Raw genomic sequence first — 26,470 nt, forward strand, 5'->3', positions numbered from 1 at the left:
GAGCCTGTATACCGTTTACCATGCACAGAGTTAAGGCCGCGGAAACGAGACCGGAACCTGCACCAATGCACAGGTCCCGACTTGCCCGGAAATCAGGCAGATTTCGTCTGCCCCCCGGTCAGCCGCGCTGCGCTTTGAGTTCCAGCCGCCGTTCATGCAGCACCGGTTCGGTATAGCCAGACGGTTGCACCCGCCCCTTGAACACCAGATCGCACGCCGCCTTGAAGGCAATTCCGTCAAAGCCCGGCGCCATCGCCCGGTACAGCGGATCGCCCGCGTTCTGCCCATCGACAACCGCCGCCATCTTCTTCATTGCCGCCATCGCGTCCGCTTCCGACACGATGCCATGATGCAGCCAGTTCGCGATATGCTGGGCCGAGATACGGCAGGTCGCGCGGTCCTCCATCAAGGCGACATCATTGATGTCCGGCACCTTGGAGCAGCCAATCCCCTGATCGATCCAGCGCACGACATAGCCCAGAATACCCTGGGCGTTGTTTTCGACCTCGCGGTTGATCTGTTCGGTGGTCCATTTGCGGTAGCTGGCAATCGGAATGTCCAGAAGCATGTCCAGATGCGCGCGCCGTCCGCCCCCGGCCAGCTTGTCCTGCACCGCGTGGACATCGACCCGGTGGTAATGCAGCGCATGCAGCGTGGCCGCCGTCGGCGACGGCACCCATGCACAGCTTGCACCGGCCTTTGGATGTTCGATTTTCTGCTCCAGCATGGCTGCCATCGCATCGGGCGCAGCCCACATGCCCTTGCCGATCTGCGCGCGGCCCTTCAGCCCGCATTCCAGACCGATATCGACATTGAGGTTCTCATAGGCCTGAATCCACGTCTTGCGCTTGATGAAATCCTTGCGGCTGAACGGCCCTGCCTCCATCGAGGTATGAATTTCGTCGCCGGTCCGGTCCAGAAACCCGGTATTGATGAAGGCCACCCGGTTCTTCGCGGCGCGTATACATTCCTTGAGGTTGACCGACGTGCGGCGCTCCTCATCCATGATACCGATCTTGACGGTGTATTGCGGCAGGCCAAGGATCGTTTCGACCTGCGTGAAGATGTCGTTCGTAAAGGCGACCTCATCGGGGCCGTGCATCTTCGGCTTGACCACATAGACGGACCCGCGCACGGAATTACCGCCCTCGCGCTTGAGGTCATGCATCGCGATCAGAACGGTGATGAGCGCATCAAGCAGCCCCTCGAACACCTCTTCGTCCTCGCTATCGCGCACCGCCGGGTTGGTCATCAGATGGCCGACATTGCGCACCAGCAACAGCGCCCGCCCTTTCAGCGTCAGCGCCTCGCCCCCCGGCGCGGTAAAGCTGCGATCATCTGCCAGACGCCGGGTCATCTGCGCCCCGTCCTTTGAGAACGTCGCGCTCAGATCGCCCTTCATCAGGCCCAGCCAGTTGCGATAGGCCACGACCTTGTCTTCCGCATCGACGCAGGCCACGGAATCCTCAAGGTCCATGATGGCGGACACCGCTGCCTCCATCCGTACATCCGCCAGACCGGCCTGATCGCGCGCGCCGATGGGGTGGGTCCGGTCAAAGACCAGCTCCACATGCAGCCCGTTATTGCGCAGCAGCACCGACTCCGGCGCTTTGGGGTGGCCGATATAGCCGACGAATTTGGACGGCTGCGCCAGCGGCATGTCATCCACCAACAACGCGCCGTCACGTATATGATACCGCCGGGCATCCGCATGACTGCCGCCAGAGATCGGGAACGCCTCGTCCAGAAACAATCGTGACCGCGCCACGACGCGCGCACCATGGCCGCGATCATAGCCGCCCGGCGGCGGCAGCGTGCCCATCGCATCTGTACCATAGAACGCATCGTAAAGGCTGCCCCAACGCGCATTCGCCGCGTTCAGCGCAAAACGGGAATTGGTGATCGGCACCACCAACTGCGGGCCGGCGATCTCGGCGATTTCCGGATCGACCCCGGCGGTCTCAGCCTGGAAATCAGGGCCTTCGGGCACGATGTAACCGATCTCTTCCAGAAAGGCGCGATAGGCTTCAGGATCGCGCGGCTTGTCCCGGTTTTCGACATGATAGGCATCGATCTGCGCCTGCAACAGGTCGCGGCGTGCCAGCAATTGACGGTTGCGGACCGTGGAAGAGGACACGAGTTCGGACAGCCCCGTCCAAACGGTTTGCGGTGACATATCCAGATCGGGAAGCACTTCCTTCTCGATGAAATCCACCAGCAATTGGTCGACCTTCAGGCCCTGCTTTTCGGTATACATGGCGTCCCCTCTCCTTTGCGCCTGAGAGAGGTAGCGCGAAAGTTTCGTATCGGCAACAAGCGCCTTGCATAGGCGCGCAGTCCGATCACGCTTTGGCCTGCTTTGGCCGGTGCCAGCCCCATGCAAGAAACACGACAGGGCGGCCCGAAGACCGCCCTGCGTTCAGACATACAAGCCTGACTTAGATGAACGCGAAGTCCGAGGACCCGATATCGGCCAGCGCGACATTCTCGATGAAGATGATTTCACCGGTTGTGTCATGCTCCAGCTTCACACCGCCCCAGATTTCCTCTTTCAGGAATTCGGAGTCGGAGGTCGCGAAGCCAACGATACCGATCGTGTCGATGCCGTCTTCGAAGTCCTTGATGATGTCGAAACCGGTGCCAGCCTCGAAGACGAAGACGTCAGCACCCTGACCGCCCCACATCTTGTCGTTGCCCGCGCCGCCGACCAGTTCGTCCGCGTCCCAGCCGCCCAGCAGCCAGTCATTGCCGTTGCCGCCATCCAGGTAGTCGGTGCCAGCGCCGCCATAGATCGCGTCGTTGTTGTTCTGGCCATACATGATGTCCACGCCGTTGTTGCCTTTGATACGGTCGGAACCGCCACCGGCATATACGACGTCGTCGCCATCTTCGCCCCAGATCCGGTCGCTATCGGCGCCCGCGTCGATCCAGTCATTGCCGGTATCGCCGAAGATCGCATCTTTGCCGTCTTCGCCATAGATGACATCGTCACCTTCGCCGCCATTCACGTAGTCGTTGCCGGTCCCGGCCCAGATCGTGTCGTTGTCATCGCCGCCGAAGATGTCATCGCTGCCGGACTGGCCGTAAAGAAGGTCTTCGCCCGCGCCGCCATAGATGTTGTCGACACCGCCCACGCCATAGATCGTGTCCGCGCCATCATCACCGAACAGCGTGTCATCGCCCAGCGCGCCAATGACATAGTCGTCGCCGTCGCCGGCACGGACCAGATCGTCGCCGTCGCCGCCGTCGATATTGTCATTGCCTGTGCCGCCGCGCAGATCGTCGTTGCCGGCTTCACCGAAAAGGTCGTCATCGCCAGCATTGCCGTAGATTTCGTCATCGCCGTCGCCGCCATAGATGTCGTCGTTGCCGCCATCGCCAAGGATCTGGTCAACGCCTACGCCGCCTTCGATATAGTCGGCATCGTCGCCGCCACGGATGTAGTCGTCACCGTCACCGCCATAGATCGAATCCAGGCCAGCATTGCCGTAGAGGCTGTCATTGCCCGCATCGCCGGACATATCGTCGTTACCGTCGCCGCCGTTCAGAACGTCGTCGTCATCGCCGCCCGACATCACGTCGTCGCCTTCGAAGCCGTTGAGAACGTCGTTCCCGGCGAGGCCCGAAATCGTGTCGTTGTTATCATCACCATCCAGCGGATCGTCGTCACCGGACGTGCCTGTCACGGTCAGGGGCGACGCGCTCAGGGTTTGGGATGTTGTTTTGGGCGCCTTCGCGGGCGCATCACCGTAAATATCGCCTTCCGGCCCAGTTACAATTTCAGATTCAATAGTCATGTTTGGCACCTTTTCTTTCCAACCCTAATTGCCTGTTGCACAATTCCGAACGAGGGACCTCGGACCTTGCTTGACGTACAGACAACCTCTGGCTTTTGGATGGAGGTGGATTGGGGCGGGAATGGGGCGCGCTCGGACAAACTAAATGGTAAGTTAATGACCAATCCGTGCTGAAAAGGGGAAATTCCCACCCAAGGTTGCAAAACGCGTAAATTCAGCCGCGCGGGCGCTTCGTCGACGTTACGTCAACCCCGCGCAAACTGCGGCATTTATCGGAACAGTAACGCACCTCATCCCAGACGGCGGCCCACTTCTTGCGCCAGGTAAACGGGCGTCCGCAGACCGCACAGGTTTTCTGCGGCAGCTCCGACTTGCGTCTCATCCGTGCCATCACCATCCCCTGCGTGCCGGCGGCCCAGCGCGCCGCCTTTGTCGGCCAATATAGGCCGAAGCCGGTGCGGGTCAGCCCTTCGCGGCCTTGAACCTGCCCCCGCAGGTGCATACCGTCAGCGCAGTCACCCCATGTCGAGGAAGAGAGACCCGCCCATGCGCGACGCTGCCCCCCAGACCATCTATCTCAAGGATTACGAACCCTTCGGCTGGGAGGTAGAGGACGTCCACCTTACATTTCGGCTGGCGCCCAACACGACCCGCGTGATCAGCCGCATCCGTTTTGCGCCCAAACCCGGCGCGCGCGGGCCGCTGTTCTTGCATGGCGAGGCGCTCAAACTGATCTCGGCCCGGATTGACGGCAGTGACGTCACGCCAGAGGTCACGCCGCAGGGCCTGACCGTGGCCGTGCCGGGCGCGCCCTTCACATGGGAGGCCGAGGTCGAGATCGACCCCGAAGGCAACACCGCGCTGGAAGGTCTGTACCTGTCGAACGGAATGTATTGCACCCAATGCGAGGCCGAAGGCTTTCGCAAGATCACCTACTACCCTGACCGCCCCGATGTGATGAGTGTCTTCACCGTCCGCGTCGAGGGCAACGAGTTGGTCAAGCTGTCCAACGGCAACCCGGCGGGCAGCGGCGCGGGTTGGGCCGAATGGCACGACCCCTGGCCGAAGCCGGCCTATCTGTTCGCGCTGGTCGCCGGTGATCTGCGCGCCACCACCGGGCAGTTCACCACAGCGTCGGGCCGCGATGTGGAACTCAATGTCTGGGTACGTCCGGGCGACGAGGGCAAGACCGCCTTTGCGCTTGAGGCGCTGATCAAGTCGATGGCCTGGGATGAAAAGGTCTATGGCCGCGAATACGATCTGGACGTGTTCAACATCGTGGCGGTGGATGACTTCAACATGGGCGCGATGGAGAACAAGGGCCTCAACATCTTCAACTCCTCCGCTGTGCTGGCTTCCCCCGAAACGTCGACGGATGCGAATTTCGAACGGATCGAGGCGATCATCGCCCACGAGTATTTCCACAACTGGACCGGCAACCGGATCACCTGCCGCGACTGGTTTCAGCTCTGCCTCAAGGAAGGGCTGACCGTGTTCCGCGATGCGCAATTCACCTCTGACATGCGATCGGCCCCGGTCAAACGCATCACCGATGTGATCGATCTGCGGGCGCGTCAGTTCCCCGAAGACCAGGGCCCGCTGGCCCACCCGGTGCGCCCCGAGAGCTTTCAGGAGATCAACAACTTCTACACCGCGACCGTCTATGAAAAGGGCGCAGAGGTGATCGGAATGCTCAAACGGCTTGTCGGGGATCAGGCCTATGACAAGGCTGTGTCGCTGTATTTCGACCGCCACGATGGGCAGGCCTGCACGATCGAAGATTGGCTCACCGTGTTCGAGGATGCCACCGGCCGCGATCTGAGCCAGTTCAAGCGCTGGTACAGCCAAGCTGGCACGCCGCGCGTCACGGTAGAGGAGGGCTTTGCGGATGGCACTTATACGCTGACGCTGGTGCAATCGCTTGCCCCATCCGCGACCACACCCGACCCGCAGCCGCAGGTGATCCCCTTCGCGATGGGCCTGCTGGGCCGCGATGGCAGCGAGGTGGTCGGCACGCAGGTTCTGGAACTGACCGAAGCCCGCCAAAGCTTTACCTTCGGCGGTCTTGCCGAACAGCCTGTCCTGTCGCCGCTGCGTGGGTTTTCGGCGCCTGTGATCCTCGATTACGCGGCGGATAATGCGTTTTTGCTGGCCCATGATACCGATCCCTTCACCCGGTGGGAGGCGGCGCGGACGCTGGCGAAATCCTCGCTCCTGACGACGATCCGCCACGGCGCAGCGCCTGATCAGGGCTATCTTGAAGGGATCGCTGCGGTGGTCCGTGACGCGGCGCTGGACCCGGCCTACCGCGCGCTGATGCTGGGCCTGCCCAGCCAGTCGGAACTGGCTGCCGCGCTGCACCATTCTGGCGACATTCCCGATCCGCAGGCGATCTATGACGCGGTGAAGGCAATGGGCCGCACCCTTGCAGACCATCTGAGCGACGATCTGCGCGACATATATACTGCCCATCAGGTGGATGGCCCCTACGCGCCCGACGCCGAACAGGCGGGCAAGCGGGCGCTGGCCAATGCGATGCTGTCACTGCTGACCAAATTGGACGACGGCGCGCAGGCGCAAATCCAGTATGACAACGCCACCAACATGACAGAGCAGCTGGCAGCCCTCGCCTGCCTGATCCGCGCCGACAAGGGAGAGGATGCGCTGGCCGATTTCGCCGCCCAATGGTCGGGGGACCGGCTGGTCATGGATAAGTGGTTCTCGCTTCAGGTGCTGGAGGCCAAGCCCGACAACGCCGCTGCCACGGCCGAGGATCTGACCGAACATCCCGACTTCAACTACAAGAACCCCAATCGCTTCCGGTCCGTTCTGGGCGCGCTGGCCATGCACCATGCCGGGTTCCATCATGAAAGCGGCTATGCCTATGGGCTGATGGCCGATTGGCTGATCCGGCTTGATCCGCTCAACCCGCAGACCACGGCGCGCATGTGTACCGTGTTCCAGACGTGGAAACGCTATGATCCGGTCCGGCAAGAGATGATCGCCGCCGCTTTGGATCGCATCGCCGCCGAACCGGGGCTAAGCCGCGACACGACAGAGATGATCACCCGCATCCGGCAAGCCTGACCCGCCCCCTTCGGCCCTGCCCGTGTTCTTCTAATGCGGGCAGGCACCGGGCAATTCGGACAGCGGAAATTCCGTCAGCAGGTAATCCTGCGCGAGGTTCAGCAGCCCGTCATCATCCATCATCTGCGCAAAACTCAAAGCTTGAAGCGCAAGATTGCGCACCAGAAAGGCTTCGCGCTCCGGGTTGTTTTCGCCATGGGCAAAATCCATCGGGGCCGCCAGCATCCGCTGCGCCATCGCTTCGATCCGGTCCTTGGAAATCGGGTGGCTGTGGATCGCGCGCCCCTCGTCAGAGCCAGGATCGCCCCACCACGCCGCCTGAAAGTAGAAGAACACGCCCATCGGTGATCCGCCAAGCCGCGCGAAGTGATCCAGCGCGAAGCTGTCGGCCTCGCGTTCTTGCCGGCGGCTATCGGCGGCCGTCTGAACCGGGCCATGCCCCAGCATCAGATGCCCGACCTCATGGGCAAGGATGAATTGCAGCCCTGACGAATAGATCTTGCCCGAAAGGCTGTAGGTATCTGCGTGGGCGTGCAGCTTTTCACGGTCCAGACCGAAGGCCGGGATCGGATTGGGCACATCCATGCCCTTGCGCAGCAGCGCCCACAGGTAACTTTGCAGATATTCCAACCGGCACCCTTCCGAGGGGTGGAAATTGATCCACGCCATCAAGGTCGCGATATCGTCCAGAAACCGGATGGAGGTCAGCGGAAAGTAGATCGCGTTATTGCCGGGATGCGCGTAATAGCCCAGCGGCGACGGCCCTGTGTCGGGAAATTCCAGCGCGATGGCACGCGCCCGCGCCTGCTCCGCCTCTGGCAGGCGTTCGATGATGTCGATGCTCAACACCTTTTGCAGGTTCGGCACCGCGCGGTCCCGCACCCGCTGCAAGTCCTGACTGGAATAGTGAATCTCTGCCCACGGCGCAGTCGCCGCCACGGCCAGAGCCGCCGCCAGCGCGCCCGTCTTCCATCCCAACATCCCGCGCCCCCGTTTGTGCCGCCACGCTCAATCTACCACAGGTTGCGGCGCCGACCAAATTCGCTTGGCCTTCCCATCGGCCCCGGTGCAGGATGCCCCAAAACGGGAGGCTTCAAGACATGACCGACACAGCGCGCAAAACGCTTCTTATCACCGGGGCATCAGCAGGGATCGGCGCGGCTTGCGCCCGCCTTGCCGCGCCGGACTATGACCTTTACCTGAATTATCGCAGCGATGATGCGGGGGCCGAGGCCGTGAAAGCCGATTGCGAGGCGGCCGGCGCGAAGGTCACATTGCTGCGCGCCGATGTGTCGGACCCGCAGGCCCTTGCCCGCATGTTCGACCAGATCCCGCGGCTGGATGCCTGTATCAACAATGCCGGGATCGTGGCCCCCACAGCGCCCGTGGCCGCATATGACCATGACCGGCTGCGCCAGATGTTCGATGTGAACGTGATCGGCGCGATCATGGTCGCCCGCGACGCTGCCGCCAAGATGGATGGGCCGGGCGTGATCGTGAATGTGTCTTCCGCCGCCGCGCGTCTTGGGTCTGGCGGGCAATATGTGGACTATGCTGCCTCCAAGGCGGCGATCGACACCTTTACCAAGGGCCTCGGCGACGAACTTGCCGCCGATGGCATCCGCGTGATGTCCGTGCGCCCCGGCCTGATCGACACCGAGATTCACGCCAAGGGCGGCGAGCCGGGCCGGGCCCAGCGCCTTGCCCATATGGTGCCGATGCGCCGCGAGGGCAGCGCCGAAGAGGTCGCGCGCCCCATCCTGTTCCTGCTGTCGGACGGCGCGTCCTACATGACCGGGTCATTCATCGAAGTCACCGGCGGACGGTAAATTCGCCCTTTGCGAGTGCAAAAGCGCTGGTTAGCATGATGCCACTCCAACAACTTCCGTGATGAAAGACTCATGTCCATTTTCAAGCGCCTGTTCGCCTCTCCTACCGCCCTTCCTTTGTCCGCAATCCCAAGCTCTGCGCCCGAGAAGGCGAAGACGACCACCCTGCAACTTTCCGCCGAATTTCTGGGCGACGACACCTCGGAAATCATCGCGGGCACCCTCGACGCCGACGAGATCGACGCAGGTGGCGGTGATGACTTGGTTAACGCGGGTGCGGGTGATGACATCGTGCATGGCGGCACCGGTGATGACATTCTGAACGGAGAAGATGGCGACGACCTTCTCAAAGGCGGACGCGGCGAAGATATCCTGAATGGCGGTCTCGGCAATGACGTGCTGGATGGGCAGAAATCCATCGACAAGATCAACGGGGGTGACGGGGATGACCGGCTATATGCCGGGCTGGGCGCGACCAAGCTGCGCGACGCGCATGACACGCTTAACGGTGATGCGGGAAATGACATTCTGGACGCGACCGAAGCTTCGGCAACGCTGTATGGCGGGGATGGCGACGACACGATGCGCGGGAATCGGTACGCCATTGTCGCTTATGGCGACGCGGGCGCGGATACGATCATCGGGTCTGCCGCGAATGACACGCTGGATGGCGGCGCGGGGGATGACTGGATCGACGGCGGCGCGGGAAATGACACGATTACCGGCGGTGACGGTCTGAACATCCTCGCTGGCGGCACGGGCGACGATGATATCTCTGGCGGGGCAGATACCGACAAGATCGAAGGCGGCGCTGGGGCAGATGTCATCTATGGCTACGATGGCGATGACTGGATTCACACCGGCAGCACCGCCGGCGCGCGCTATTCCTGGTATAGCAACACAGCCTATGGCGGTGATGGCAACGACACCCTGATCGGCGGCGATAACGACGACGATCTGTACGGCGGGAACGGGGATGACATCCTTCGCGCTGGCAACGGAGAAAACACTCTGAATGGCGACGCCGGGGCGGATATGCTGTTCGGCGGAGAGGGCCGGGACAGGTTGTATGGCGGCGCGGATGCCGACATCCTGTATGGCCGTGGCGGGTATGACACGCTGAGCGGCGCAGATGGCGATGACATCCTGCACGGGGAAGAGAGTAACGATACCCTATACGGCGAAGACGGTGCCGACCGGCTTTATGGCGGGTCTGGCCGCGATACCCTTTACGGCGGGAATGGCGAAGATTTCCTCGATCTGGGAACCGGGGTGACCAACTATTCCTATTACGGGTCCGAAAGGGCTTATGGCGGCAATGGCGACGACGCGATCTATGCCCCGGACACGTCGGTCCGGGCTTATGGCGGCTCTGGAAACGATATCATGCGCGCCGAAAACTACGCGGTGTTGTTCGACGGCGAAACGGGGGATGACGATCTGCGTGGCAGCCGTCAGGACGACATCCTGTTCGGCGGTAGCGGCAATGACAGTTTCTTCGGCTGGGGCGGCGACGACCGCATCGACGGTGGCAGTGGTGATGACTATATCGAAGGCGGCTGGGGCAAGGATACGATCGACGGCGGCAGCGGCGCCGATGTTATCCTGAGCGGTGGCGGACATGACACCGTGGAAGGCGGCGCGGGCGAAGACATCATCCGCGACAGCGCCGGCGACAACATTCTGGACGGCGGCAGCAAGAACGATCTGATCGTTGACGGCGATGGCAACAGCACCCTGATAGGCGGGCACGGCAAGGACAGCCTCTATGGCGGCGGCGGGGACGATACGCTTAATGGCGGCATCTATAACGACCTGCTGGTTGGCGGCGCGGGGGCGGATACCTTCCTTTTTGAAATCCTCGCACAGGACGCCACACTGTCCACCGAAAGCTTTGGCCGGGATGTCGTGCGCGATTTCGAAGTGGGAGTGGACCGTATCGTCATCGATGTGGCCTTGATCGGCCTGAATGACCTGTCGATTACATCGGATGGCGCGGATACGGTCATTGCCATCAACGAATTCAATCAGATCACCCTGTGGGGCGTGTCGCACCTGACCTTTGATCCAAGCGATATCTTCCTGCAATAACCGGCCCGCGTCTCAAGGGGGATATCGGCGATGCACATCATTCTGGGCCTGATCATGCCGGCCACGGCAGCCCATCCCCTTGTGATCCGGGCACGGCGAGGCGCGCTGCCCGAAGGTCAGAAGGCCAGTCAGCTGAAATGACGCCCGCCCCCTACCGATTTACCCGTGCAGGCCGCAGTTGGACCGGCGTTGTGTCCGTGGCAGTGGTCTGGGCGCTGGTGGCTGCGGCATGGCTGCGCTGGGATATCTCGCCCTGGATCGGGGCCGTGCTGCTTGCCTTCACGCTGCCCGCGCTTTGGGATCTTTGGCGCGGCACGACGGCGGGCCTGCGGCTGGATGACAGCGGGCTGCATTGGCATAGCGGGCGGCGCGCCGGTCACGCCGCGCTGGACGAAATCGCGCATATGCGCCTTGTCACGCGGCTGGATCTGAGCGTGCGGGCCGCGATCGTGCTCACCTCGGGCCGCAAGCTGCGCCTGCCTGCCGAGGCGACCCCGCCCGCGCAAGATTTCGAAGCCGCGCTGACCACATGGGGGATCACGGCGCAGCGCCACCATTTTACCGCGCTCTGATCTGGCCCGCGCCCATCGCCTGCCCTTTGCTTGCGCTGCACCGCCCTGTCGCAGGATCGCCGCATTTGCGCGGCCTGCCGCCTGCCCTCCCTGCCCGCCTTTGCAAAAGTGTTCGCACCCCGGACGCAATCCCCGGGATGCGCCCGGTCATTGTTGCCAATGCGTGTCCGTCAGGCCGCTCTTTTCCCCCGAAACCTCCCCTTGGGGGTCATGTTTCAGCCGGATTGCACCGTCAAATACAGGCACCAACATAAATCAATGGGTGCTTGCCCGCATGAATATCGTCGACCGTATATCCAAGCTGATGTCCGCGCGCCCTGCGCAGCGGTCCGTGGCTGTGCGCGCCGACCTGACGGGCGGTGAAGGGCAGCTGTCGATCCCGACGCCCAATGTCTCCGCAGAGGAATCCATCCGCGACATGTGGCAGACACAGGGCTGCAATCTTGCACGTCAGGAAGATTGGGACGCCCTGTCTGCCCTGATCCGCCGCGCCGATACCGCACGCAGCCTGACGCCCGGCGGAATGGCCGTCACCGATCTGCTGACACTGGGGGCTCGCGCAGACGTAAGCAGCATCGCCGAATATGCGCTGGCCGATGGGCAACCTGCCCCGGACCTGTCCCTGCTGGCCGGGATCGAAGCGCTGGAAACGGTGCTGAGCGAATATCCCGGCGACTATCCCATCGCGCTGGTCGTGGCGCGCACGCATATGGATATGGCCTGGACCTGGCGGAACAACGCGCGCAATCGCGGCGGCCCCGCCCCCCTGGGGCTGGAGGCGTTCTGGGCACATATGGACCGCGCGCAAACGATCCTCGCCGAGGTCGACGCAGACCCGGACGACACTCCGTCGCTGCTGGCGGCGCAATGCGCGCTCAAAGGGCCGCGCGATGTGGACACGGCAGAACTGGCGGCGGATTACCTGCGCCTGATCGACATGGCCCCGCTTGACTTTCGGCATATGCGCAGCCTTGGCCCCCGGCTTCTGCCGCGCTGGAATGGCAGCTATGACCTGCTGGAACTGACCGCCCGCAAGATTGCGGCCCAGACCCAGCATATCTGGGGCGCGGGCGGCTATACATGGGTGATGATGGACGCACTGCTGAGCGATGAGGAGGTTCTGGCCGGATTGGATGTCGAGCATTTCACCACCGGCCTGCACAACATCCTGTCGCTGCGCCCGGACCAGTACACGGTGAACCTGCTGACCGCCTATTGCGCCCTGTCGCTGCCGGGGGCCTGCGAAAACGAAGCCGCCGAATATAACCGCGCGCGCATTCAGCGCTGCTGCGACTGGATGATCCGCGACTACCTGACCGAATTGCATCCGCTCCTTTGGGCCCATGCCAGCCATCGTTTCGCAACGCAGCTGCCGGCAAGGACCGAGACACGGCTGGCGGTCCTTGGCCAACGCGAGGCGCAAAAGGTGCTCGAAGCGCTGTTCCTGCCCGAATTGGCGCGCGGTCAGGACGTGACCTTCACCGAAAACGGACCCGTGGTGCAAACCGGCTGAGCCGCCCACGCCGCCTGCCCCCTTGCCCACCACCGAAGCCCCTTGCCCCGCTGGCGCACCGGCGCTATCACCTGCCCCGACCCGCAGATGGAGACAGGCATGCTCGACCTCACCTTTGAGCCCCCCAAACCCAAAGTGATTTCCGGTGCCAAACAGGACTGGGAACTTGTCATCGGGATGGAGGTGCACGCACAGGTTTCAACCCGTGCCAAGCTGTTCTCCGGCGCATCCACCCAATTCGGGGCAGAGCCGAATTCCAACGTTGCCTTCGTCGATGCGGGCATGCCGGGCATGTTGCCGGTCATCAATGAGGAATGCGTGGCGCAGGCCGTGCGCACCGGGCTGGGCCTCAAGGCCGAGATCAATTTGATGTCCGCCTTCGACCGCAAGAATTACTTCTATCCGGACTTGCCGCAGGGTTACCAGATTTCGCAGCTGTACCACCCGATCGTGGGCGAAGGCGAAGTGCTGGTGGAATTGGGCACTGACAAGGACGGCACGCATCGCGCGCGCCGTGTGCGCATCGAACGCATCCACCTTGAACAGGACGCGGGCAAGTCGATCCACGACATGGACCCGGCAATGTCCTTCGTCGATCTCAACCGCACGGGTGTCGCCCTGATGGAAATCGTCTCGCGGCCCGATATCCGCTCCCCCGAGGAAGCCGCTGCCTATATCGCCAAGCTGCGCCAGATCATGCTGTATCTGGGCACCTGCGACGGCAACATGCAGAACGGCAACCTGCGCGCGGATGTGAACGTGTCGATCTGCCAGCCCGGCCAATACGAGAAATACATGGAAACGCAGGATTTCTCGCATCTTGGCACGCGCTGCGAGATCAAGAACATGAACTCCATGCGGTTCATCCAGCAGGCCATCATGGTCGAAGCCGAACGCCAGATTCGCATCGTCGAAGGTGGCGGCCAAGTCGAACAGGAAACCCGGCTTTACGATCCCGACAAGGGCGAGACGCGGTCGATGCGGTCCAAGGAAGAAGCGCATGATTACCGCTACTTCCCCGATCCCGACTTGCTGCCGCTGGAAATCGAACAGGCCTGGGTCGATGACATCGCCGCAGGTCTGCCCGAATTGCCTGACGCCAAGAAAGCGCGTTTCATGGGCGATTTCGGCTTGGCCGATTACGACGCCTCGGTGCTGACGGCCGATCTGGCCTCTGCCGCCTATTTCGAAGAGGTCGCCAAGGGCCGCGACGGCAAGACCGCTGCGAACTGGGTCATCAACGAACTCTTCGGCCGCCTGAACCGCGACGAAAAATCGATCACCGACAGTCCCGTCAGCCCCGCACAGCTTGGCGGCATCATCGACCTGATCGCCAAGGGGGATATTTCGGGCAAGATCGCCAAGGATCTGTTCGAGATCGTCTATACCGAAGGCGGCGATCCCGCCCAGATCGTCGAAGAGCGCGGCATGAAACAGGTCACCGATACCGGGGCCATCGAAAAGGCCGTGGACGAGATCATCGCCGCAAACCCCGCGCAGGTCGAAAAGGCCAAGGAAAACCCGAAACTTGCGGGCTGGTTCGTGGGTCAGGTGATGAAAGCCACCGGCGGCAAGGCCAATCCCAAAGCGGTGAACGAGATCGTCGCGAAGAAACTCGCGGGATAGCAAATGCTGGAGTCGCTTTCCAAGGTTGTGGCAATGCTGGGCGTGATCAGCAGCGCAATTCTTGGATGGCTGTACTTCGTTTACGAACCGCCCATCGGCTGGAACGATGCGGTCGAAACAGTGGCCAGCAACCCGGATGCGGCAACGCAAACGGAAGACGTCGCGCGGGAAACTCTCGCGCGGCTGACTGACGCCACCCAAACCATTGCAGACACGGCGGCGGGCAAAGGTTATTCCGACCTGCCGCCGCTGTTGATCACCCAAGACCCGGTCTGGGTGGCGCGCTATGCCTCGGCAAATTGGAAGGTTCCCGGCGTCGGCCAAGTGTCGATCGGTGTCAATGGGTTCAACGGCGGGCGCGCGTGGATCAAATACGGCGATCAGGAAGGCTATTACAAATCCGGCGATGTGTTTGATATTCCCGGCAGTTCCTGCACGATCACGCTCGAAACCGTTGATGAGCCCAACCTGCGTGCCGGGTTGCGTCGCACCTGCCCATAACCCGCCGCGGCGTGCCCATACAGCTATCGTCGTTGGCAATTTTCCTGTGCGGACCGTCGCGGCACCACCGATGTTATCGGGCGGCGCGGGTTAGGCAGTTTTGCTCAATGGAACGTCCGGCGGTGCATCGCACAGCATATGTGCCAAATCCCGCCCCGCGCGCCTTTGAAACCGCCTAAGTTCCGCTACGTAACGCGCGAAGGAACCGATCGGGCGACACCTTCCCTCCGCGCACATGCGCCGTTACAAAAACCGCATGACTGATATACCCTTCCGCTCTTCGTTGATGACCGTGAAGCCCGAATGGATCGACTTCAACGGTCACCTCAACATGGCCTATTACAACGTCCTGTTCGATCAGGGCGCGGATGACCTGTTCACCATTTTCGGTTTTGGGCCAGAATACCGGGCAACGACGAATTTCACGACCTTCTCGGCCGAATTTCACGTCTGCTACCTGCGCGAATTGCACGAAGGCGCGCGGGTCTATGTGACCTCGCAACTTATCGATTTCGACGCCAAGCGCTTTCACTTCTATCAGGAGCTTTGGCACGAGGATGGCTGGCTGTCTGCCACGGGTGAAGGGCTGGGACTGCATATCGACCTGTCCGGGCCACGTGTCGCGCCGATGCCGGACGCCTCCTATGCCGCGATGGAAAAACTACTGGCCGCCCACAGCCAACTGCCCCGCCCCGAACGGGTCGGACGCCGCATCGGAATTACGCGCAAGTAGGGTCGGGAATACCGCCATACCCACAGTGCAGGAAAATACACTAAGCTCCCGTTAGTTTCATACTGGGGGTGCCGGACCACGTCCTGAGGCCCCCCCCAACATTCAAACAGGGAGTTTCCTTCATGGCCGATATTCAAGGCACCAGCATCCGCATTGCCGATACGTTCAACGATATTCCTGCGAGCACGCTCGACGGCGGGATCGACGCGGCCTTTGCCACCGTCAATGGCGCGACGTTTCTGTATGCAACCGGCCAGACTGCCGATGGATTTTCGATTTTCTCGGTGGCTGCGGACGGGTCTTTGACATTTCTTGACAGCATCACGGATACCGGTGGAACAACCCTTGATAACGCGAGCGATATCGTCTCGTTTCAGGTCGGGGGAAATCAGTTCATCGCTGTAGGCGGTGAATTCGATGACGGCGTCGCGGTCTATGCCCTGTCCGACACGCCCGGCTATGCCACCTTTACCGATGCGGTGTTTGACAGCGAAGACCCGGATTATGAATTGAACGGGACGTTCAGTCTGGCGGTGATGGAATACAATGACCGGGCTTTCGTGTTCGCGGCAGGTATCAACGACTCGGGCCTCTCGGTGCTTGAAGTTGACGGAAGCGGCAACATCTCCGTGATCCAGAACGTACCCGACGACGTCAACACGGCATTGAGCATCCCGCGCCTTGGCCAGATTGTGGATCGCGGAACAGGCTCATTTACCCTGCCTGTCACCGGTGGATCGCAAGGACTTTCGGTTTTCAACGTGTCCTCAACCGGGATTGTCAGCCTGCAGACAACGTTCGAAGATACCTCGGTTCTTTCCGGCCCCGCGCACCCGGCGGGCGCTTTGATCGGAAATGATGAATACTATTATGTCACCGACCGCAACAACGACACGACCAATGTCTTTGTCCGCGACGGTTTCGATCTGGAACTGATCCAGTCCTTCCGGTCCAACGCTGTGTTCAGTGACAATCGCGACGGTCAAACGTTCCAGTTTGGCGACACCTGGATCTATGCCACGTCGGAAAACAGCTCGGGCGGGACGACCTCCTTCTATGCGATCGACTCCATCCTTGGGTCGCCCACGGCAGGGCATCTCAGCCTGATCCAGACCCTGACGGATGGCGTGGATGGGGACGATCTGGCCTCGATCTGGTTCGGCGACAGTATCACGATTGATGGCACATCCTTCATCGTCGGCAGCGCGCGGCTCGACGACAGCCTCGTGATGTTCGAAGTCGGCGGCGGCGATGATGTGCTGGACGGGACGCAAAGCGCGGACACCATACGCGGTGGCAGCGGCGATGACGTGATCCACGGGCTGGGCGGAGATGACGAAATCGATGGCGGCAATGACGACGACATCATCTATGCCGGATCGGGCATCGACACGGTTTATGCCTCTGCCGGCGCGGATAGAACCTTTGGCGGGTCCAATTACGATACGTTCGATGCGGGGTTCTTCAATGGCGCCGCAGGCGGGGTTCAGATCGACACCGCCTTTGATCTGTTCCGCACGCCAGATGGGACCAAGCAGCTTGTATCCGGCTTTGAAAAGCTGCTTGGCACCAGCCAGGACGACGACATTCGCGGCGACGATGCCAATAACGATCTGCGCGGCCTGTCGGGCAATGACGTGCTGAACGGGCGCGGCGGCAATGACAGCTTGCGTGGCTCGAACGGCGATGACCGGCTTCTGGGCGCGGATGGCAACGACTTTCTCTTTGGCGGCTTCGGCGCGGATGACCTGCGCGGCGGCAGCGGCAGCGACCAGTTGGCGGGCGACGCGGGCGATGACTTCATGCTGGGCGACAACGGGGCCGACACCCTGAATGGCGGCGTTGGAGAAGACACCATGACCGGCGGCAATGGTGCCGATATCTTCGTGTTCGAGAACTACGCGCTTGGCGCGACGGAATATGACAGCGTGCGCGACTTCACCAGCGGGTCTGACAAGCTGGATCTGTCGGATTTCGGCTTTGCCAACGCCGCTGCCGTACTGGCGGGCGCGACGCAACGCGGATGGGGCGTGCGGCTGGAGCTCGATTCCGATCAGGTGGTCGCGCTTGAGGGTTTGAACCTTGCCGATCTTTCGGGCGCTGATCTGATCTTGTAACCCTTCGCGGGCGGGGGAAGTGTTCCCCTTGCCCCACGGGCCGCCGCCCCTGACCATGCCCCGGACCAGCCCGCGGCACCGGCGCAGCGCGGACACGATGTCAGCTTAAAATTCCCCTCACCTTCCCGCGCCCCGAAACCGCTGCTATACGGGGGGAACGATTTTCGTGGGGGACAAAAATGGCCGCATATGAATACAAGGTGGTTCCAGCACCGACCAAGGGTGTGAAAGCCAAGTCTGTCAAAACGCCCGAAGCGCGATTTGCCCTGACTTTGCAAGACCTTATGAACGAATTGGGCGCCGATGGCTGGCAATATCAGCGCGCCGACACCCTGCCCAGCACCGAACGGTCCGGCCTGACCGGGTCCACCACCACATGGCGGCACGTCCTCGTGTTCAAACGCCAGTTGGTCGAAGATGCCGAACAGACATCCATTCTGGGCGAAGAGCATCTGGACGAAGCGCAGCCGCCCTTCGCCAATGATCCGTCCGACGAGATGGAGGATATCGCCGCAGAGGCCGCGCCCGTGCCGCTGCGCCCGGTGCCGCCCCTGCGCGCCGTGGATGATCCCGAACCGACGGAAAAATCAGACGTCTAAATCCAGAGCCAGCGCGTGAATGCGCGCGACCAGATCCTTGCCAAGCGCCGCATGAACCGCCCGGTGACGGGCAATGCGAGACTGGTCCTTGAAATGCGCCGACCGGATGCGCACGTTGAAGTGGCTCTCCCCGCCCTCCTGAAACCCTGAATGCCCGCGATGGCGTTCACTGTCATCGACGACTTCAAGCTCCGTCGGATCGAAAGCGTTTCTTAACAGGTTTTCGATTTCGTCGCGTACAGACATTTTTTAGCTCTTCCCTCTTCAATCCGCCGACCAATCGCTTAAACTCTGGCGTCCGAGTCGAAAAGGTGTTCCCGATGCCCAAACCAGACCCCTTCGGTTTTGATATGTCCGTTTCTTCTTCCAAGAAGAAAAATCCGCGCGGTCGGCGCGGTATGTCTGGCGCATCTGAAACCTCGACCCGCATCTGTGATCATGACGGATGCAACGAAGCCGGGAAGTTTCGCGCGCCCAAAGCGCCGGATGTTCTCGACGATTTCTTCTGGTTCTGCCAGCAGCACGTGCGGGAATATAACCTCAAGTGGAACTTCTTCGACGGCAAGACCGAGGCGGAGATGAACGCGCAGGCGACGTCGGACAAGGTCTGGGAACGCAACACCAAGGACTGGCGCGATCCCGAAGCGAAAGCTTGGGCGCGGCTGGGGATCGAAGACCCGCATCAGGTTCTGGGCGCGAACGCCACACGCAATCCGGGGCGCAACGGCTCCAACGGTGGCGGACGGCGCCTGCCCCCGACAGAGCAGCGCGCGGTCGAGATACTTGAAGCCAAGGAAGACTGGACCAAGAAGGAAGTGCGCAAGGCGTACAAGGCGCTGATCAAAGTGCTCCACCCCGATATGAACGGCGGAGACCGCAGCCAGGAAGAGCAATTGCAGCTTGTCGTCTGGGCGTGGGATCAGATCAAGGACAGCCGTTACTTCAAGGATTGAGCAGCGCTCGCCTTCCGAATGCAGCGTTAAGGCCCTCCCGCTATCTTTCATCGCATCAACCGGTGGCATCTTGCTGTCGGATGAAACCGTGGTGGGGGTCGACGGATGAAGTGCCTGATCGTCGAAGACATGGTCAGCGACCAACTGGACTTTGAAACGGCGATGATCGACATCGGCTTTACCTGTTGGTGTACGCGGTCAGCGGCAGACGGTGCGTATCTGCTGCTCACCCATGACTTCGACCTGATCCTGCTGGATTTGCAGGTTCAGGACGGCGACACGCTGCAACTGGCCGATTACATACAGGTCATGGGCGCGCGCAGCACGATCATCCTGTTAACCGGGTCCGGTGCCTTCCCCCATGGCGAGGCCGCGACGCTGTCGCCAAGGATCGACTACGTGATGCGCAAACCGGTCAATATCGTCGACCTGCAATCGCTGGCCAGCTACGCCTGTACATCCAAATCCTGAGCCGTGGCCGCTGGCGCCTGAAGTGACGCAAATTTCAGCCTTCAATCGGCATATTCTGGCCGAAATTCTGCGCTTGCAAAGATAGTTGCTTCATCAAGTATTTTTTTACTATGGTGACGGTCAGGCTTGTGTATAAGCCGTCGCAAAATCGCGAATTTAACCAATTGAACCCATTTTTCAGAACGGAATCTGGTCCCATGAAAAAAGTTATGGTTGTCGACGACGATCCAGAGACCCGTCTGATTGTATCGGACTTGCTGTCTCGGCTGGACATCAAACATGAGGTCGCCGCCTCTGCCGGGGAATGCCTTGGCCGGTTGGTGAAAGATCCGAATTCCTACGGCCTGGTGCTGATGGACATTCACATGCCCACCCTGTCGGGGGTTGATGCCTCCACCTGGATTTCCAGCAGCGAGACCGATCCGCCGCGCAGCATTCCGGTCGTGGCGTTCACCGGCGACAAGACCTACCATTGTCGCAACTACGTTTCGCAATTCGGAATGAAGGATTTTCTGGCCAAACCCGTCACGCTGGACACGCTCAGCGATACGGTCGCCAGTTACGCGGCGCTTTAACGCCGCAACACCGTTCCCCGCCGCCGAAATCGCCCAGGAAATGGGACCGTGACGGCGCGAAATGTCGGAACGTCATTTGGGGGGCAATGGCATTCGTCCTTCCCCTTGCACACAACATGAATATGTTGCACCAGAGACGCCGCGTCACAGGCGGCGCAAGCACTTGCAAGAAAGGCATGAGAGCCATGGCAGACGGGTCCATCGACATCGACGCGAAACCAACCGAGGAGATTTCGGTACGGGAGGTCTTTGGCATCGATTCGGACATGAAGGTCAAAGGCTTTGCCGAGCGCAGCGACCGCGTGCCCGAGAACGACGAGACCTACAAGTTCGATCCCGACACGACGCTCGCCATCCTTGCAGGCTTTACCCATAACCGCCGCGTGATGATCCAGGGCTATCACGGCACGGGCAAATCGACCCATATCGAACAGGTCGCGAGCCGTCTCAACTGGCCGACCGTGCGCGTCAACCTCGACAGCCATATCAGCCGGATCGACCTGATCGGTAAGGACGCGATCAAGCTGAAAGACGGCAAGCAGGTCACCGAATTCCATGAAGGCATTCTGCCATGGGCGCTGCGCAACCCCTGCGCGATCGTATTCGACGAATATGATGCGGGCCGCGCGGATGTGATGTTCGTGATCCAGCGGATTCTCGAAGTGGACGGGAAGCTGACGCTTCTTGACCAGAACGAAGTGATCACGCCCCATCCCTATTTCCGGCTTTTCGCGACTGCGAACACCGTGGGTCTGGGCGACACGACCGGGCTGTATCACGGCACGCAGCAGCTGAACCAAGGCCAGATGGACCGGTGGAGCCTTGTGGCCACGCTGAACTATCTGTCCATCGACGCGGAAACCTCGATCATTCTGTCCAAGGCGCCGCATTACAACACGGAAAAAGGCCGCAAGATCGTCAAGCAGATGGTCACTGTCGCCGACCTGACCCGGACCGCCTTCATGAATGGTGATCTTTCCACCGTGATGAGCCCGCGGACCGTGATCGCATGGGCGCAAAACGCCGAGATTTTCCGCGATGTCGGCTATGCGTTCCGCCTGACCTTCCTCAACAAATGCGATGAGCTGGAGCGTCAGACCGTGGCGGAGTTCTATCAACGCCTGTTCGACGAAGAGCTTCCTGAAAGCGCGGCGAGCGTCAGCCTCGGCTGATCAACAAGGCCTTGAGCCACTGATTTTTACTGGCGGGCGTCATGATTCAGGTCATGGTGCCCGTTCTTCATTGGTGGCGGATGATTGTGCCTTCCCGCGTGAAGCCCTACCTGCTGCCCAAAAAACGGAAGGTGCCCGCCAGATTGTAAAGGTTTTGTGACACAGCCATTGACCGGTCCGCTGCATGGGACAAACTGGGCGCATGTCTTGTGCAAAGGTTTTCACCACTGCCGCCCTCCTGCCCCTGCTTTGCGCCGCCATGCCCGCGGCTGCGATGGGGCCCCGCGCCGATCTGGATCAATTCGCCATTTGCGCCGGACGGTTCTCTGCCATGGCAACGCAGCGCCCTGCGGACCATACCGACTTCGCCGCGCGGCGCGGCTGGTTCGCGGAACTGGCCGAAGCAGCGCGCCCGAATTCCGTTCCGGCAGATTACGTCGCGCAGGTGGAACTAGAAGCCTGGGCCGGTTTCATGGTCCTTTTGCATACCGAAACCGCAAGCTTTAATTCCAATATTGCCAAGGGCGCGGCCCGCGCACGTCAGCGCGGATTGGCGGAATGTGAACGCCTGATCTTCGGATAATCCCGCCGGTTCGGCGCTGCGACGCGGCGACATCATATCGGCAAACTGCCGTCGCACCGCCGGTTCACTTTTGACAAACACCTATCGTGTACTAATCCTGTCATGGGCAAGAATGGTGCAATATCCGCCCTTGCGGCGCTTATAATCGGTCAGTTTCCCGGCCCGTCTTTCGCTGTGCCTGCCGATCCCGACCCGCTCTATGCCGGGATTGCCACATGCCTTGGACGGTTCTCTGCTGAAATCGAACATGCGCGCCTGCGGCCCGGCCCCGCTGAAGTAATCGCGCAGCGCTATTCTTCTTTTGATGAGCTTTACACAGCTATCGGTCCCGACCGCCGCTATCTTAGCCTGCGCATCGCGGCAAAGATGCAGCACCGCCAGTTGCTCGACACGGCGCTTTTCGGCACCGATCCCCGCCGCGCCCGGCTGGCAGGACAACGCGCGGCCCGCCAGATTGCCAGCTGTGCGGAAATGCTGCTGAGTTAGCGCATTTCAAAGCCGCATTCCCCCTTGCCAATTCCGCCGCTGCGGGCGAATTGTTGGGCATGGTTCAGAAATCAGACAACCCTGCCGATCCTTTCAAGAAAGCGCTCGCCGAGGCCTCCAAGGTCATGGCCGACGATCCCGAACTGAACGTGTCCTACACGGTCGATCCTCCGGGCATGTCCGGCGATTCCATGCGTCTGCCGCAGGTCTCGCGCCGGATGACACGCGAAGAGGTCCTGCTGGCCCGTGGCACGGCGGATGCGCTGGCGCTGAACCGACGCTATCACAATGGCGAAACCCATGCCCGCTATGCGCCCCCCGGCGACATGGCACGCGAACTCTATGAGGCGATGGAAACCGCCCGCTGCGAGGCGATGGGCGCGCGCGACATGCCGGGCACGGCGGGCAATATCGACGCCAAGATCGCACATGAGGCGCTGCGGCGCGGCTATGATCAGGTACGCGAACCAGCCGAAGCCCCCCTGCCCGTCGCGGCCGGCTATCTGATCCGCCATCTGGCCACCGGGCGCGATATGCCCAGCGGCGCGCAGAACGTCATGGATTTGTGGCGGCCCTTTATCGAAGAACAGGCGGGCGGGTCTCTCGAAAATCTCGAAGACATCCTGTCCGACCAGTCCGCTTTCGCGAAATTCGCCCGTCAGGTGATCAGCGATCTGGGCTATGGCGACCAGCTTGGCGACGATCCTGACAGTATCGACGAAGATCAGGAAGAAGACGCCGAACAGGACGGGGAAGAGCAGGAAGACCCCGACAATCAGGGGCAGGACAGCGACGGCGAAGAAGACGCCGAAGGCACCCCGGAACAGACACAGGAAGAACAGCAGGACGCGGCGCAGGCTCAGGTCTCCATGGATGACATGGCCGATCAGGAGATGGGCGAAGAAGCGGAACTGCCCGAGGGCGAAGCCCCGCTTGAGCCGCCCAGCCCGCAGCCGATTTCCGACGCGGACCCTGAATATCAGGTCTTTTCGACCGAGCATGACGAAGAAATCACCGCCGAAGATCTGGCCGAGCCGGTAGAGTTGGAGCGCCTGCGCGCCTATCTCGACCAGCAGCTTGAGCCGCTCAAGGGCGCGGTGAGCCGTCTTGCCAACAAGCTGCAACGCCGCCTTCAGGCGCAGCAGAACCGGTCTTGGGAATTCGACCGCGAGGAGGGCATCCTGGATGCCGGACGGCTGGCGCGTGTGGTGGCGAACCCGACCACCCCGCTGAGCTTCAAGGTCGAAAAGGACACCGAATTCCGCGATACGGTCGTGACGCTGCTGCTGGACAATTCCGGTTCGATGCGCGGGCGGCCGATCTCTATCGCCGCGATTTGCGCCGATGTTCTGGCCCGCACGCTGGAACGCTGCAACGTAAAGGTGGAAATCCTTGGCTTTACCACCCGTGCGTGGAAAGGCGGGCTGGCGCGCGAGGCATGGCTGAACGATGGGCGCCCGCATCAGCCGGGCCGTCTGAATGACCTGCGCCACATCACTTACAAGGGGGCCGATACCCCGTGGCGCCGGTCGCGTGACAATCTGGGCCTGATGATGAAGGAAGGGTTGCTCAAGGAAAACATCGACGGTGAGGCGCTGGAATGGGCGCATCGCCGGATGCTTGGCCGGTCCGAAGCGCGCAAGATCCTGATGGTGATTTCGGACGGGGCCCCGGTGGATGATTCCACGCTGTCGGTGAACCCGGCGAACTATCTTGAAAAGCACCTGCGCGACGTGATCGCCATGATCGAACGCCGCAAGGCGGTGGAACTGCTCGCCATTGGTATCGGCCATGACGTGACGCGCTATTACGACCGCGCCGTGACCATCACCGATGTGGAGCAACTCGCCGGCGCAATGACCGAGCAATTGGCGGCACTGTTCGACAGTGACCCGCGCGCGCGCGCCCGCGTCATGGGAATCAAGCGCGCCAGCTGACACGCATGTAAGGGAGGAACAGATGTTCCAGAGTTTCGAGGTCACCGCACGCCCCGAGCAAGGCCCGCCGCGTCTGGCGGCGCTGCGTGAAAAGATCGCGGCCGCCGGGATTGACGGTTTCATCATCCCGCGCGCCGATGTGCATCAGGGCGAATATGTCGCCGATCACGACGCGCGGCTGGCATGGCTGACGGGCTTCACAGGCTCTGCCGGTTTCTGCATCGCGCTTGCAGATATTGCCGGGGTCTTCATCGACGGGCGCTACCGCACGCAGGTCAAGGCGCAGGTCGATCTGGCGCATTTCACCCCGGTTCCGTGGCCCGAAATCAGTTCCGGCGCGTGGCTGCGCGAACAACTTCCCGAAGGCGGCAAAGTGGGGTTCGATCCCTGGCTTTTTACCGCCGGACAATTGGCAGAGATCGAAACCGCGCTTGAAGGCAGCGGCATCACCCTTTGCCAGACAGAGAATTTCGTCGATGCGGTGTGGGAAGACCAGCCGCCGCCTCCCATGGCTCCGGCGCGGGTGCATCCGCTTGAATTCGCGGGCGAGGCCTATGGCGACAAATGCGCGAGGCTGGCACAGGATCTGCGCACGGCAGGCCACAGCGCCGCCGTGATTACGCTTCCGGATTCGCTGTGCTGGCTGCTCAACCTGCGTGGCGGCGACATTCCCCGCGTGCCGCTTTTGCATGGCTTTGCGATCCTGCACGACACGGCGCAGGTTGATCTGTTCGTGGCGGAAAGCAAGCTGGCGGAACTGGGCGACCATTTGCAGGACGATGTGCATGTACGCGCACCCGCCGACTTCCTTACCGCCGTTGCCGCCCTGGATGGGGCTGTTCTGGTCGACAAGAACACCGTTCCGGTCGTGGTCGCAGACCAGCTTGGCGACAAGGCAGTGATGGGCAGCGACCCTTGCGCCTTGCCCAAAGCCTGCAAGAACGCGGCAGAGATCGAGGGCGCGGCACAGGCCCACCTGCGTGATGGCGCGGCAATTGTCGAACTGCTTGCGTGGCTGGACAGTCAACCAGCCGGCAGCCTTACGGAAACGCAGGTCGTCACCCAGTTGGAAGCCTGCCGCCGTCAGGACAACGCCTTGCAGGATATCTCTTTCGATACGATTTCCGGCACCGGCCCCAATGGCGCGATCATGCATTACCGCGTCACCGAAGAGACCGACAGCCGCCTTGAAGACGGGCATCTGCTGGTGCTCGATTCCGGGGGGCAGTACCAGGATGGCACCACCGACATCACCCGGACCATTGCAATCGGAACGCCTGATGACGAGGCGCGCGCCTGCTTTACCCGCGTGCTGCGCGGGATGATCGGCATGTCCTGCCTGCGTTGGCCCACCGGGCTGGCTGGCCGCGATATCGAAATGATCGGCCGCTTGCCGCTTTGGCTGGCCGGTCAGGATTTCGATCACGGTCTGGGTCATGGCGTCGGTGCCTATCTCAGTGTCCACGAGGGGCCGCAGCGTCTGTCGCGGGTCAGCCATGTGCCGCTGAAACCCGGTATGATCCTGTCGAACGAGCCGGGATATTACCGCGAAGGCGCCTTCGGGATTCGCATCGAAAACCTGCTGGTCGTGGAAGAGGCCCCTGCTCTTGCGACCGGCGACGCCCATCGCGACATGCTATGCTGGCGGACGCTGACCTTCGCGCCCATTGACCGCCGCCTGATCGTGCCCGACATGCTTACCGCCGCGGATCGCGAGTGGCTGAACGCCTATCACGCGCAGGTGCTCGAACATATCGGCCCGCGCGTCAGCAATGACGCTGCGACATGGTTGCGCGCAGCCTGCGCAGCCATCTAATGTGTCACGTTG

23 protein-coding genes are annotated in these 26,470 nt (G+C 61.6%); 18 read left to right on the top strand and 5 right to left on the bottom strand.

What is annotated here, in order from left to right:
- Positions 1–118: 118 nt before the first annotated feature.
- The 3 genes from E4Z66_RS05545 to E4Z66_RS05555 form a co-directional block, all read right to left on the bottom strand.
- On the bottom strand, positions 119–2,257 hold the full coding sequence (locus E4Z66_RS05545; RefSeq protein WP_136461941.1) for a malate synthase G: 2,139 nt from the start codon (positions 2,255–2,257) through the stop codon (positions 119–121).
- Between the two features lie 181 nt (positions 2,258–2,438).
- Positions 2,439–3,797, bottom strand: coding sequence for a calcium-binding protein (locus tag E4Z66_RS05550; protein ID WP_136461942.1), 1,359 nt, complete (start codon positions 3,795–3,797; stop codon positions 2,439–2,441).
- A 214-nt stretch (positions 3,798–4,011) separates the two neighbouring features.
- The gene (locus tag E4Z66_RS05555) at positions 4,012–4,188 is read right to left on the bottom strand and encodes a DUF2256 domain-containing protein (protein WP_136461943.1); all 177 of its coding nucleotides are present in this window, start codon (positions 4,186–4,188) and stop codon (positions 4,012–4,014) included.
- 155 nt (positions 4,189–4,343) lie between these two features.
- Here E4Z66_RS05555 and pepN point away from each other — a divergent pair, with 155 nt between their 5' ends.
- Positions 4,344–6,884 carry an aminopeptidase N gene (gene pepN, locus E4Z66_RS05560; protein ID WP_136461944.1) on the top strand — a complete coding sequence of 847 codons (2,541 nt, stop codon included), beginning with the start codon at positions 4,344–4,346 and terminating at the stop codon, positions 6,882–6,884.
- A gap of 30 nt (positions 6,885–6,914) precedes the next feature.
- Here the strand turns inward: pepN and E4Z66_RS05565 are convergent, their stop codons facing one another.
- Positions 6,915–7,865, bottom strand: a complete 951-nt coding sequence (locus E4Z66_RS05565; protein ID WP_136461945.1) for a phage exclusion protein Lit family protein — start codon at positions 7,863–7,865, stop codon at positions 6,915–6,917.
- A 119-nt stretch (positions 7,866–7,984) separates the two neighbouring features.
- On the opposite strand from E4Z66_RS05565, the gene E4Z66_RS05570 reads away from it, so the two are divergent.
- From E4Z66_RS05570 to E4Z66_RS05610, 9 genes are all read left to right on the top strand, one after another.
- The gene (locus tag E4Z66_RS05570) at positions 7,985–8,713 is read left to right on the top strand and encodes an SDR family oxidoreductase (protein WP_136461946.1); all 729 of its coding nucleotides are present in this window, start codon (positions 7,985–7,987) and stop codon (positions 8,711–8,713) included.
- A gap of 72 nt (positions 8,714–8,785) precedes the next feature.
- Positions 8,786–10,804 carry a calcium-binding protein gene (locus E4Z66_RS05575; RefSeq protein WP_136461947.1) on the top strand — a complete coding sequence of 673 codons (2,019 nt, stop codon included), beginning with the start codon at positions 8,786–8,788 and terminating at the stop codon, positions 10,802–10,804.
- Positions 10,805–10,941: 137 nt separating this feature from the next.
- Positions 10,942–11,376 (top strand): hypothetical protein, encoded by a 435-nt coding sequence (locus E4Z66_RS05580; RefSeq protein ID WP_136461948.1) that lies wholly within the window; start codon positions 10,942–10,944, stop codon positions 11,374–11,376.
- 274 nt (positions 11,377–11,650) lie between these two features.
- Positions 11,651–12,889, top strand: a complete 1,239-nt coding sequence (locus E4Z66_RS05585) for a hypothetical protein (RefSeq protein ID WP_136461949.1) — start codon at positions 11,651–11,653, stop codon at positions 12,887–12,889.
- A gap of 99 nt (positions 12,890–12,988) precedes the next feature.
- Positions 12,989–14,515 carry an Asp-tRNA(Asn)/Glu-tRNA(Gln) amidotransferase subunit GatB gene (gene gatB / locus E4Z66_RS05590; protein ID WP_136461950.1) on the top strand — a complete coding sequence of 509 codons (1,527 nt, stop codon included), beginning with the start codon at positions 12,989–12,991 and terminating at the stop codon, positions 14,513–14,515.
- 3 nt (positions 14,516–14,518) lie between these two features.
- Positions 14,519–15,016 carry a hypothetical protein gene (locus tag E4Z66_RS05595; protein WP_136461951.1) on the top strand — a complete coding sequence of 166 codons (498 nt, stop codon included), beginning with the start codon at positions 14,519–14,521 and terminating at the stop codon, positions 15,014–15,016.
- A gap of 256 nt (positions 15,017–15,272) precedes the next feature.
- Positions 15,273–15,749, top strand: a complete 477-nt coding sequence (locus E4Z66_RS05600; RefSeq protein ID WP_136461952.1) for a thioesterase family protein — start codon at positions 15,273–15,275, stop codon at positions 15,747–15,749.
- 122 nt (positions 15,750–15,871) lie between these two features.
- The gene (locus E4Z66_RS05605; RefSeq protein WP_136461953.1) at positions 15,872–17,866 is read left to right on the top strand and encodes a calcium-binding protein; all 1,995 of its coding nucleotides are present in this window, start codon (positions 15,872–15,874) and stop codon (positions 17,864–17,866) included.
- A 179-nt stretch (positions 17,867–18,045) separates the two neighbouring features.
- A complete protein-coding gene (locus E4Z66_RS05610) occupies positions 18,046–18,465 on the top strand; it encodes a DUF4177 domain-containing protein (protein WP_136461954.1) in 420 nt (139 codons plus the stop codon).
- Here E4Z66_RS05610 and E4Z66_RS05615 read toward each other — a convergent pair.
- On the bottom strand, positions 18,454–18,711 hold the full coding sequence (locus E4Z66_RS05615; protein ID WP_136461955.1) for a BolA family protein: 258 nt from the start codon (positions 18,709–18,711) through the stop codon (positions 18,454–18,456). The two genes, E4Z66_RS05610 and E4Z66_RS05615, sit on opposite strands and share 12 nt — an antisense overlap.
- A 74-nt stretch (positions 18,712–18,785) precedes the next feature.
- On the opposite strand from E4Z66_RS05615, the gene E4Z66_RS05620 reads away from it, so the two are divergent.
- The 8 genes from E4Z66_RS05620 (at position 18,786) to E4Z66_RS05655 (ending at position 26,458) form a co-directional block, all read left to right on the top strand.
- Entirely contained in the window at positions 18,786–19,418 is a 633-nt protein-coding gene (locus E4Z66_RS05620; RefSeq protein WP_136461956.1) for a J domain-containing protein, read from the top strand.
- Positions 19,419–19,523: 105 nt separating this feature from the next.
- A complete protein-coding gene (locus tag E4Z66_RS05625) occupies positions 19,524–19,889 on the top strand; it encodes a response regulator (RefSeq protein ID WP_136461957.1) in 366 nt (121 codons plus the stop codon).
- 197 nt (positions 19,890–20,086) lie between these two features.
- Positions 20,087–20,464: a response regulator gene (locus tag E4Z66_RS05630; protein WP_168797728.1), complete on the top strand. Its 378-nt coding sequence runs from the start codon at positions 20,087–20,089 to the stop codon at positions 20,462–20,464.
- A 185-nt stretch (positions 20,465–20,649) separates the two neighbouring features.
- A complete protein-coding gene (gene cobS, locus E4Z66_RS05635; protein WP_136462141.1) occupies positions 20,650–21,636 on the top strand; it encodes a cobaltochelatase subunit CobS in 987 nt (328 codons plus the stop codon).
- A gap of 202 nt (positions 21,637–21,838) precedes the next feature.
- Positions 21,839–22,219, top strand: coding sequence for a hypothetical protein (locus tag E4Z66_RS05640; protein ID WP_136461959.1), 381 nt, complete (start codon positions 21,839–21,841; stop codon positions 22,217–22,219).
- 102 nt (positions 22,220–22,321) lie between these two features.
- Entirely contained in the window at positions 22,322–22,705 is a 384-nt protein-coding gene (locus E4Z66_RS05645; protein ID WP_136461960.1) for a hypothetical protein, read from the top strand.
- Between the two features lie 59 nt (positions 22,706–22,764).
- Positions 22,765–24,642, top strand: coding sequence for a cobaltochelatase subunit CobT (gene cobT, locus E4Z66_RS05650; protein WP_136461961.1), 1,878 nt, complete (start codon positions 22,765–22,767; stop codon positions 24,640–24,642).
- Positions 24,643–24,664: 22 nt separating this feature from the next.
- Positions 24,665–26,458, top strand: coding sequence for an aminopeptidase P family protein (locus E4Z66_RS05655; RefSeq protein ID WP_136461962.1), 1,794 nt, complete (start codon positions 24,665–24,667; stop codon positions 26,456–26,458).
- Positions 26,459–26,470: the final 12 nt, after the last annotated feature.

Source organism: Aliishimia ponticola, assembly GCF_004803475.1.
Taxonomy (GTDB): Bacteria; Pseudomonadota; Alphaproteobacteria; order Rhodobacterales; family Rhodobacteraceae; genus Aliishimia; species Aliishimia ponticola.

Bases quoted from the DNA above. Each gene is read 5' to 3' on its own strand.
- E4Z66_RS05610 (WP_136461954.1), top strand. From the start codon at position 18,046: ATGGCCGCATATGAATACAAGGTGGTTCCAGCACCGACCAAGGGTGTG.
- gatB (WP_136461950.1), top strand. From the start codon at position 12,989: ATGCTCGACCTCACCTTTGAGCCCCCCAAACCCAAAGTGATTTCCGGT.
- E4Z66_RS05570 (WP_136461946.1), top strand. From the start codon at position 7,985: ATGACCGACACAGCGCGCAAAACGCTTCTTATCACCGGGGCATCAGCA.
- E4Z66_RS05620 (WP_136461956.1), top strand. From the start codon at position 18,786: ATGCCCAAACCAGACCCCTTCGGTTTTGATATGTCCGTTTCTTCTTCC.
- E4Z66_RS05550 (WP_136461942.1), bottom strand. From the start codon at position 3,797: ATGACTATTGAATCTGAAATTGTAACTGGGCCGGAAGGCGATATTTAC.
- cobT (WP_136461961.1), top strand. From the start codon at position 22,765: ATGGTTCAGAAATCAGACAACCCTGCCGATCCTTTCAAGAAAGCGCTC.
- cobS (WP_136462141.1), top strand. From the start codon at position 20,650: ATGGCAGACGGGTCCATCGACATCGACGCGAAACCAACCGAGGAGATT.
- E4Z66_RS05615 (WP_136461955.1), bottom strand. From the start codon at position 18,711: ATGTCTGTACGCGACGAAATCGAAAACCTGTTAAGAAACGCTTTCGAT.
- E4Z66_RS05640 (WP_136461959.1), top strand. From the start codon at position 21,839: ATGTCTTGTGCAAAGGTTTTCACCACTGCCGCCCTCCTGCCCCTGCTT.
- E4Z66_RS05655 (WP_136461962.1), top strand. From the start codon at position 24,665: ATGTTCCAGAGTTTCGAGGTCACCGCACGCCCCGAGCAAGGCCCGCCG.
- E4Z66_RS05585 (WP_136461949.1), top strand. From the start codon at position 11,651: ATGAATATCGTCGACCGTATATCCAAGCTGATGTCCGCGCGCCCTGCG.
- E4Z66_RS05565 (WP_136461945.1), bottom strand. From the start codon at position 7,865: ATGTTGGGATGGAAGACGGGCGCGCTGGCGGCGGCTCTGGCCGTGGCG.
- E4Z66_RS05575 (WP_136461947.1), top strand. From the start codon at position 8,786: ATGTCCATTTTCAAGCGCCTGTTCGCCTCTCCTACCGCCCTTCCTTTG.
- E4Z66_RS05580 (WP_136461948.1), top strand. From the start codon at position 10,942: ATGACGCCCGCCCCCTACCGATTTACCCGTGCAGGCCGCAGTTGGACC.
- E4Z66_RS05645 (WP_136461960.1), top strand. From the start codon at position 22,322: ATGGGCAAGAATGGTGCAATATCCGCCCTTGCGGCGCTTATAATCGGT.
- E4Z66_RS05630 (WP_168797728.1), top strand. From the start codon at position 20,087: ATGAAAAAAGTTATGGTTGTCGACGACGATCCAGAGACCCGTCTGATT.
- E4Z66_RS05555 (WP_136461943.1), bottom strand. From the start codon at position 4,188: ATGGCACGGATGAGACGCAAGTCGGAGCTGCCGCAGAAAACCTGTGCG.
- E4Z66_RS05595 (WP_136461951.1), top strand. From the start codon at position 14,519: ATGCTGGAGTCGCTTTCCAAGGTTGTGGCAATGCTGGGCGTGATCAGC.
- E4Z66_RS05625 (WP_136461957.1), top strand. From the start codon at position 19,524: ATGAAGTGCCTGATCGTCGAAGACATGGTCAGCGACCAACTGGACTTT.
- pepN (WP_136461944.1), top strand. From the start codon at position 4,344: ATGCGCGACGCTGCCCCCCAGACCATCTATCTCAAGGATTACGAACCC.
- E4Z66_RS05600 (WP_136461952.1), top strand. From the start codon at position 15,273: ATGACTGATATACCCTTCCGCTCTTCGTTGATGACCGTGAAGCCCGAA.
- E4Z66_RS05605 (WP_136461953.1), top strand. From the start codon at position 15,872: ATGGCCGATATTCAAGGCACCAGCATCCGCATTGCCGATACGTTCAAC.
- E4Z66_RS05545 (WP_136461941.1), bottom strand. From the start codon at position 2,257: ATGTATACCGAAAAGCAGGGCCTGAAGGTCGACCAATTGCTGGTGGAT.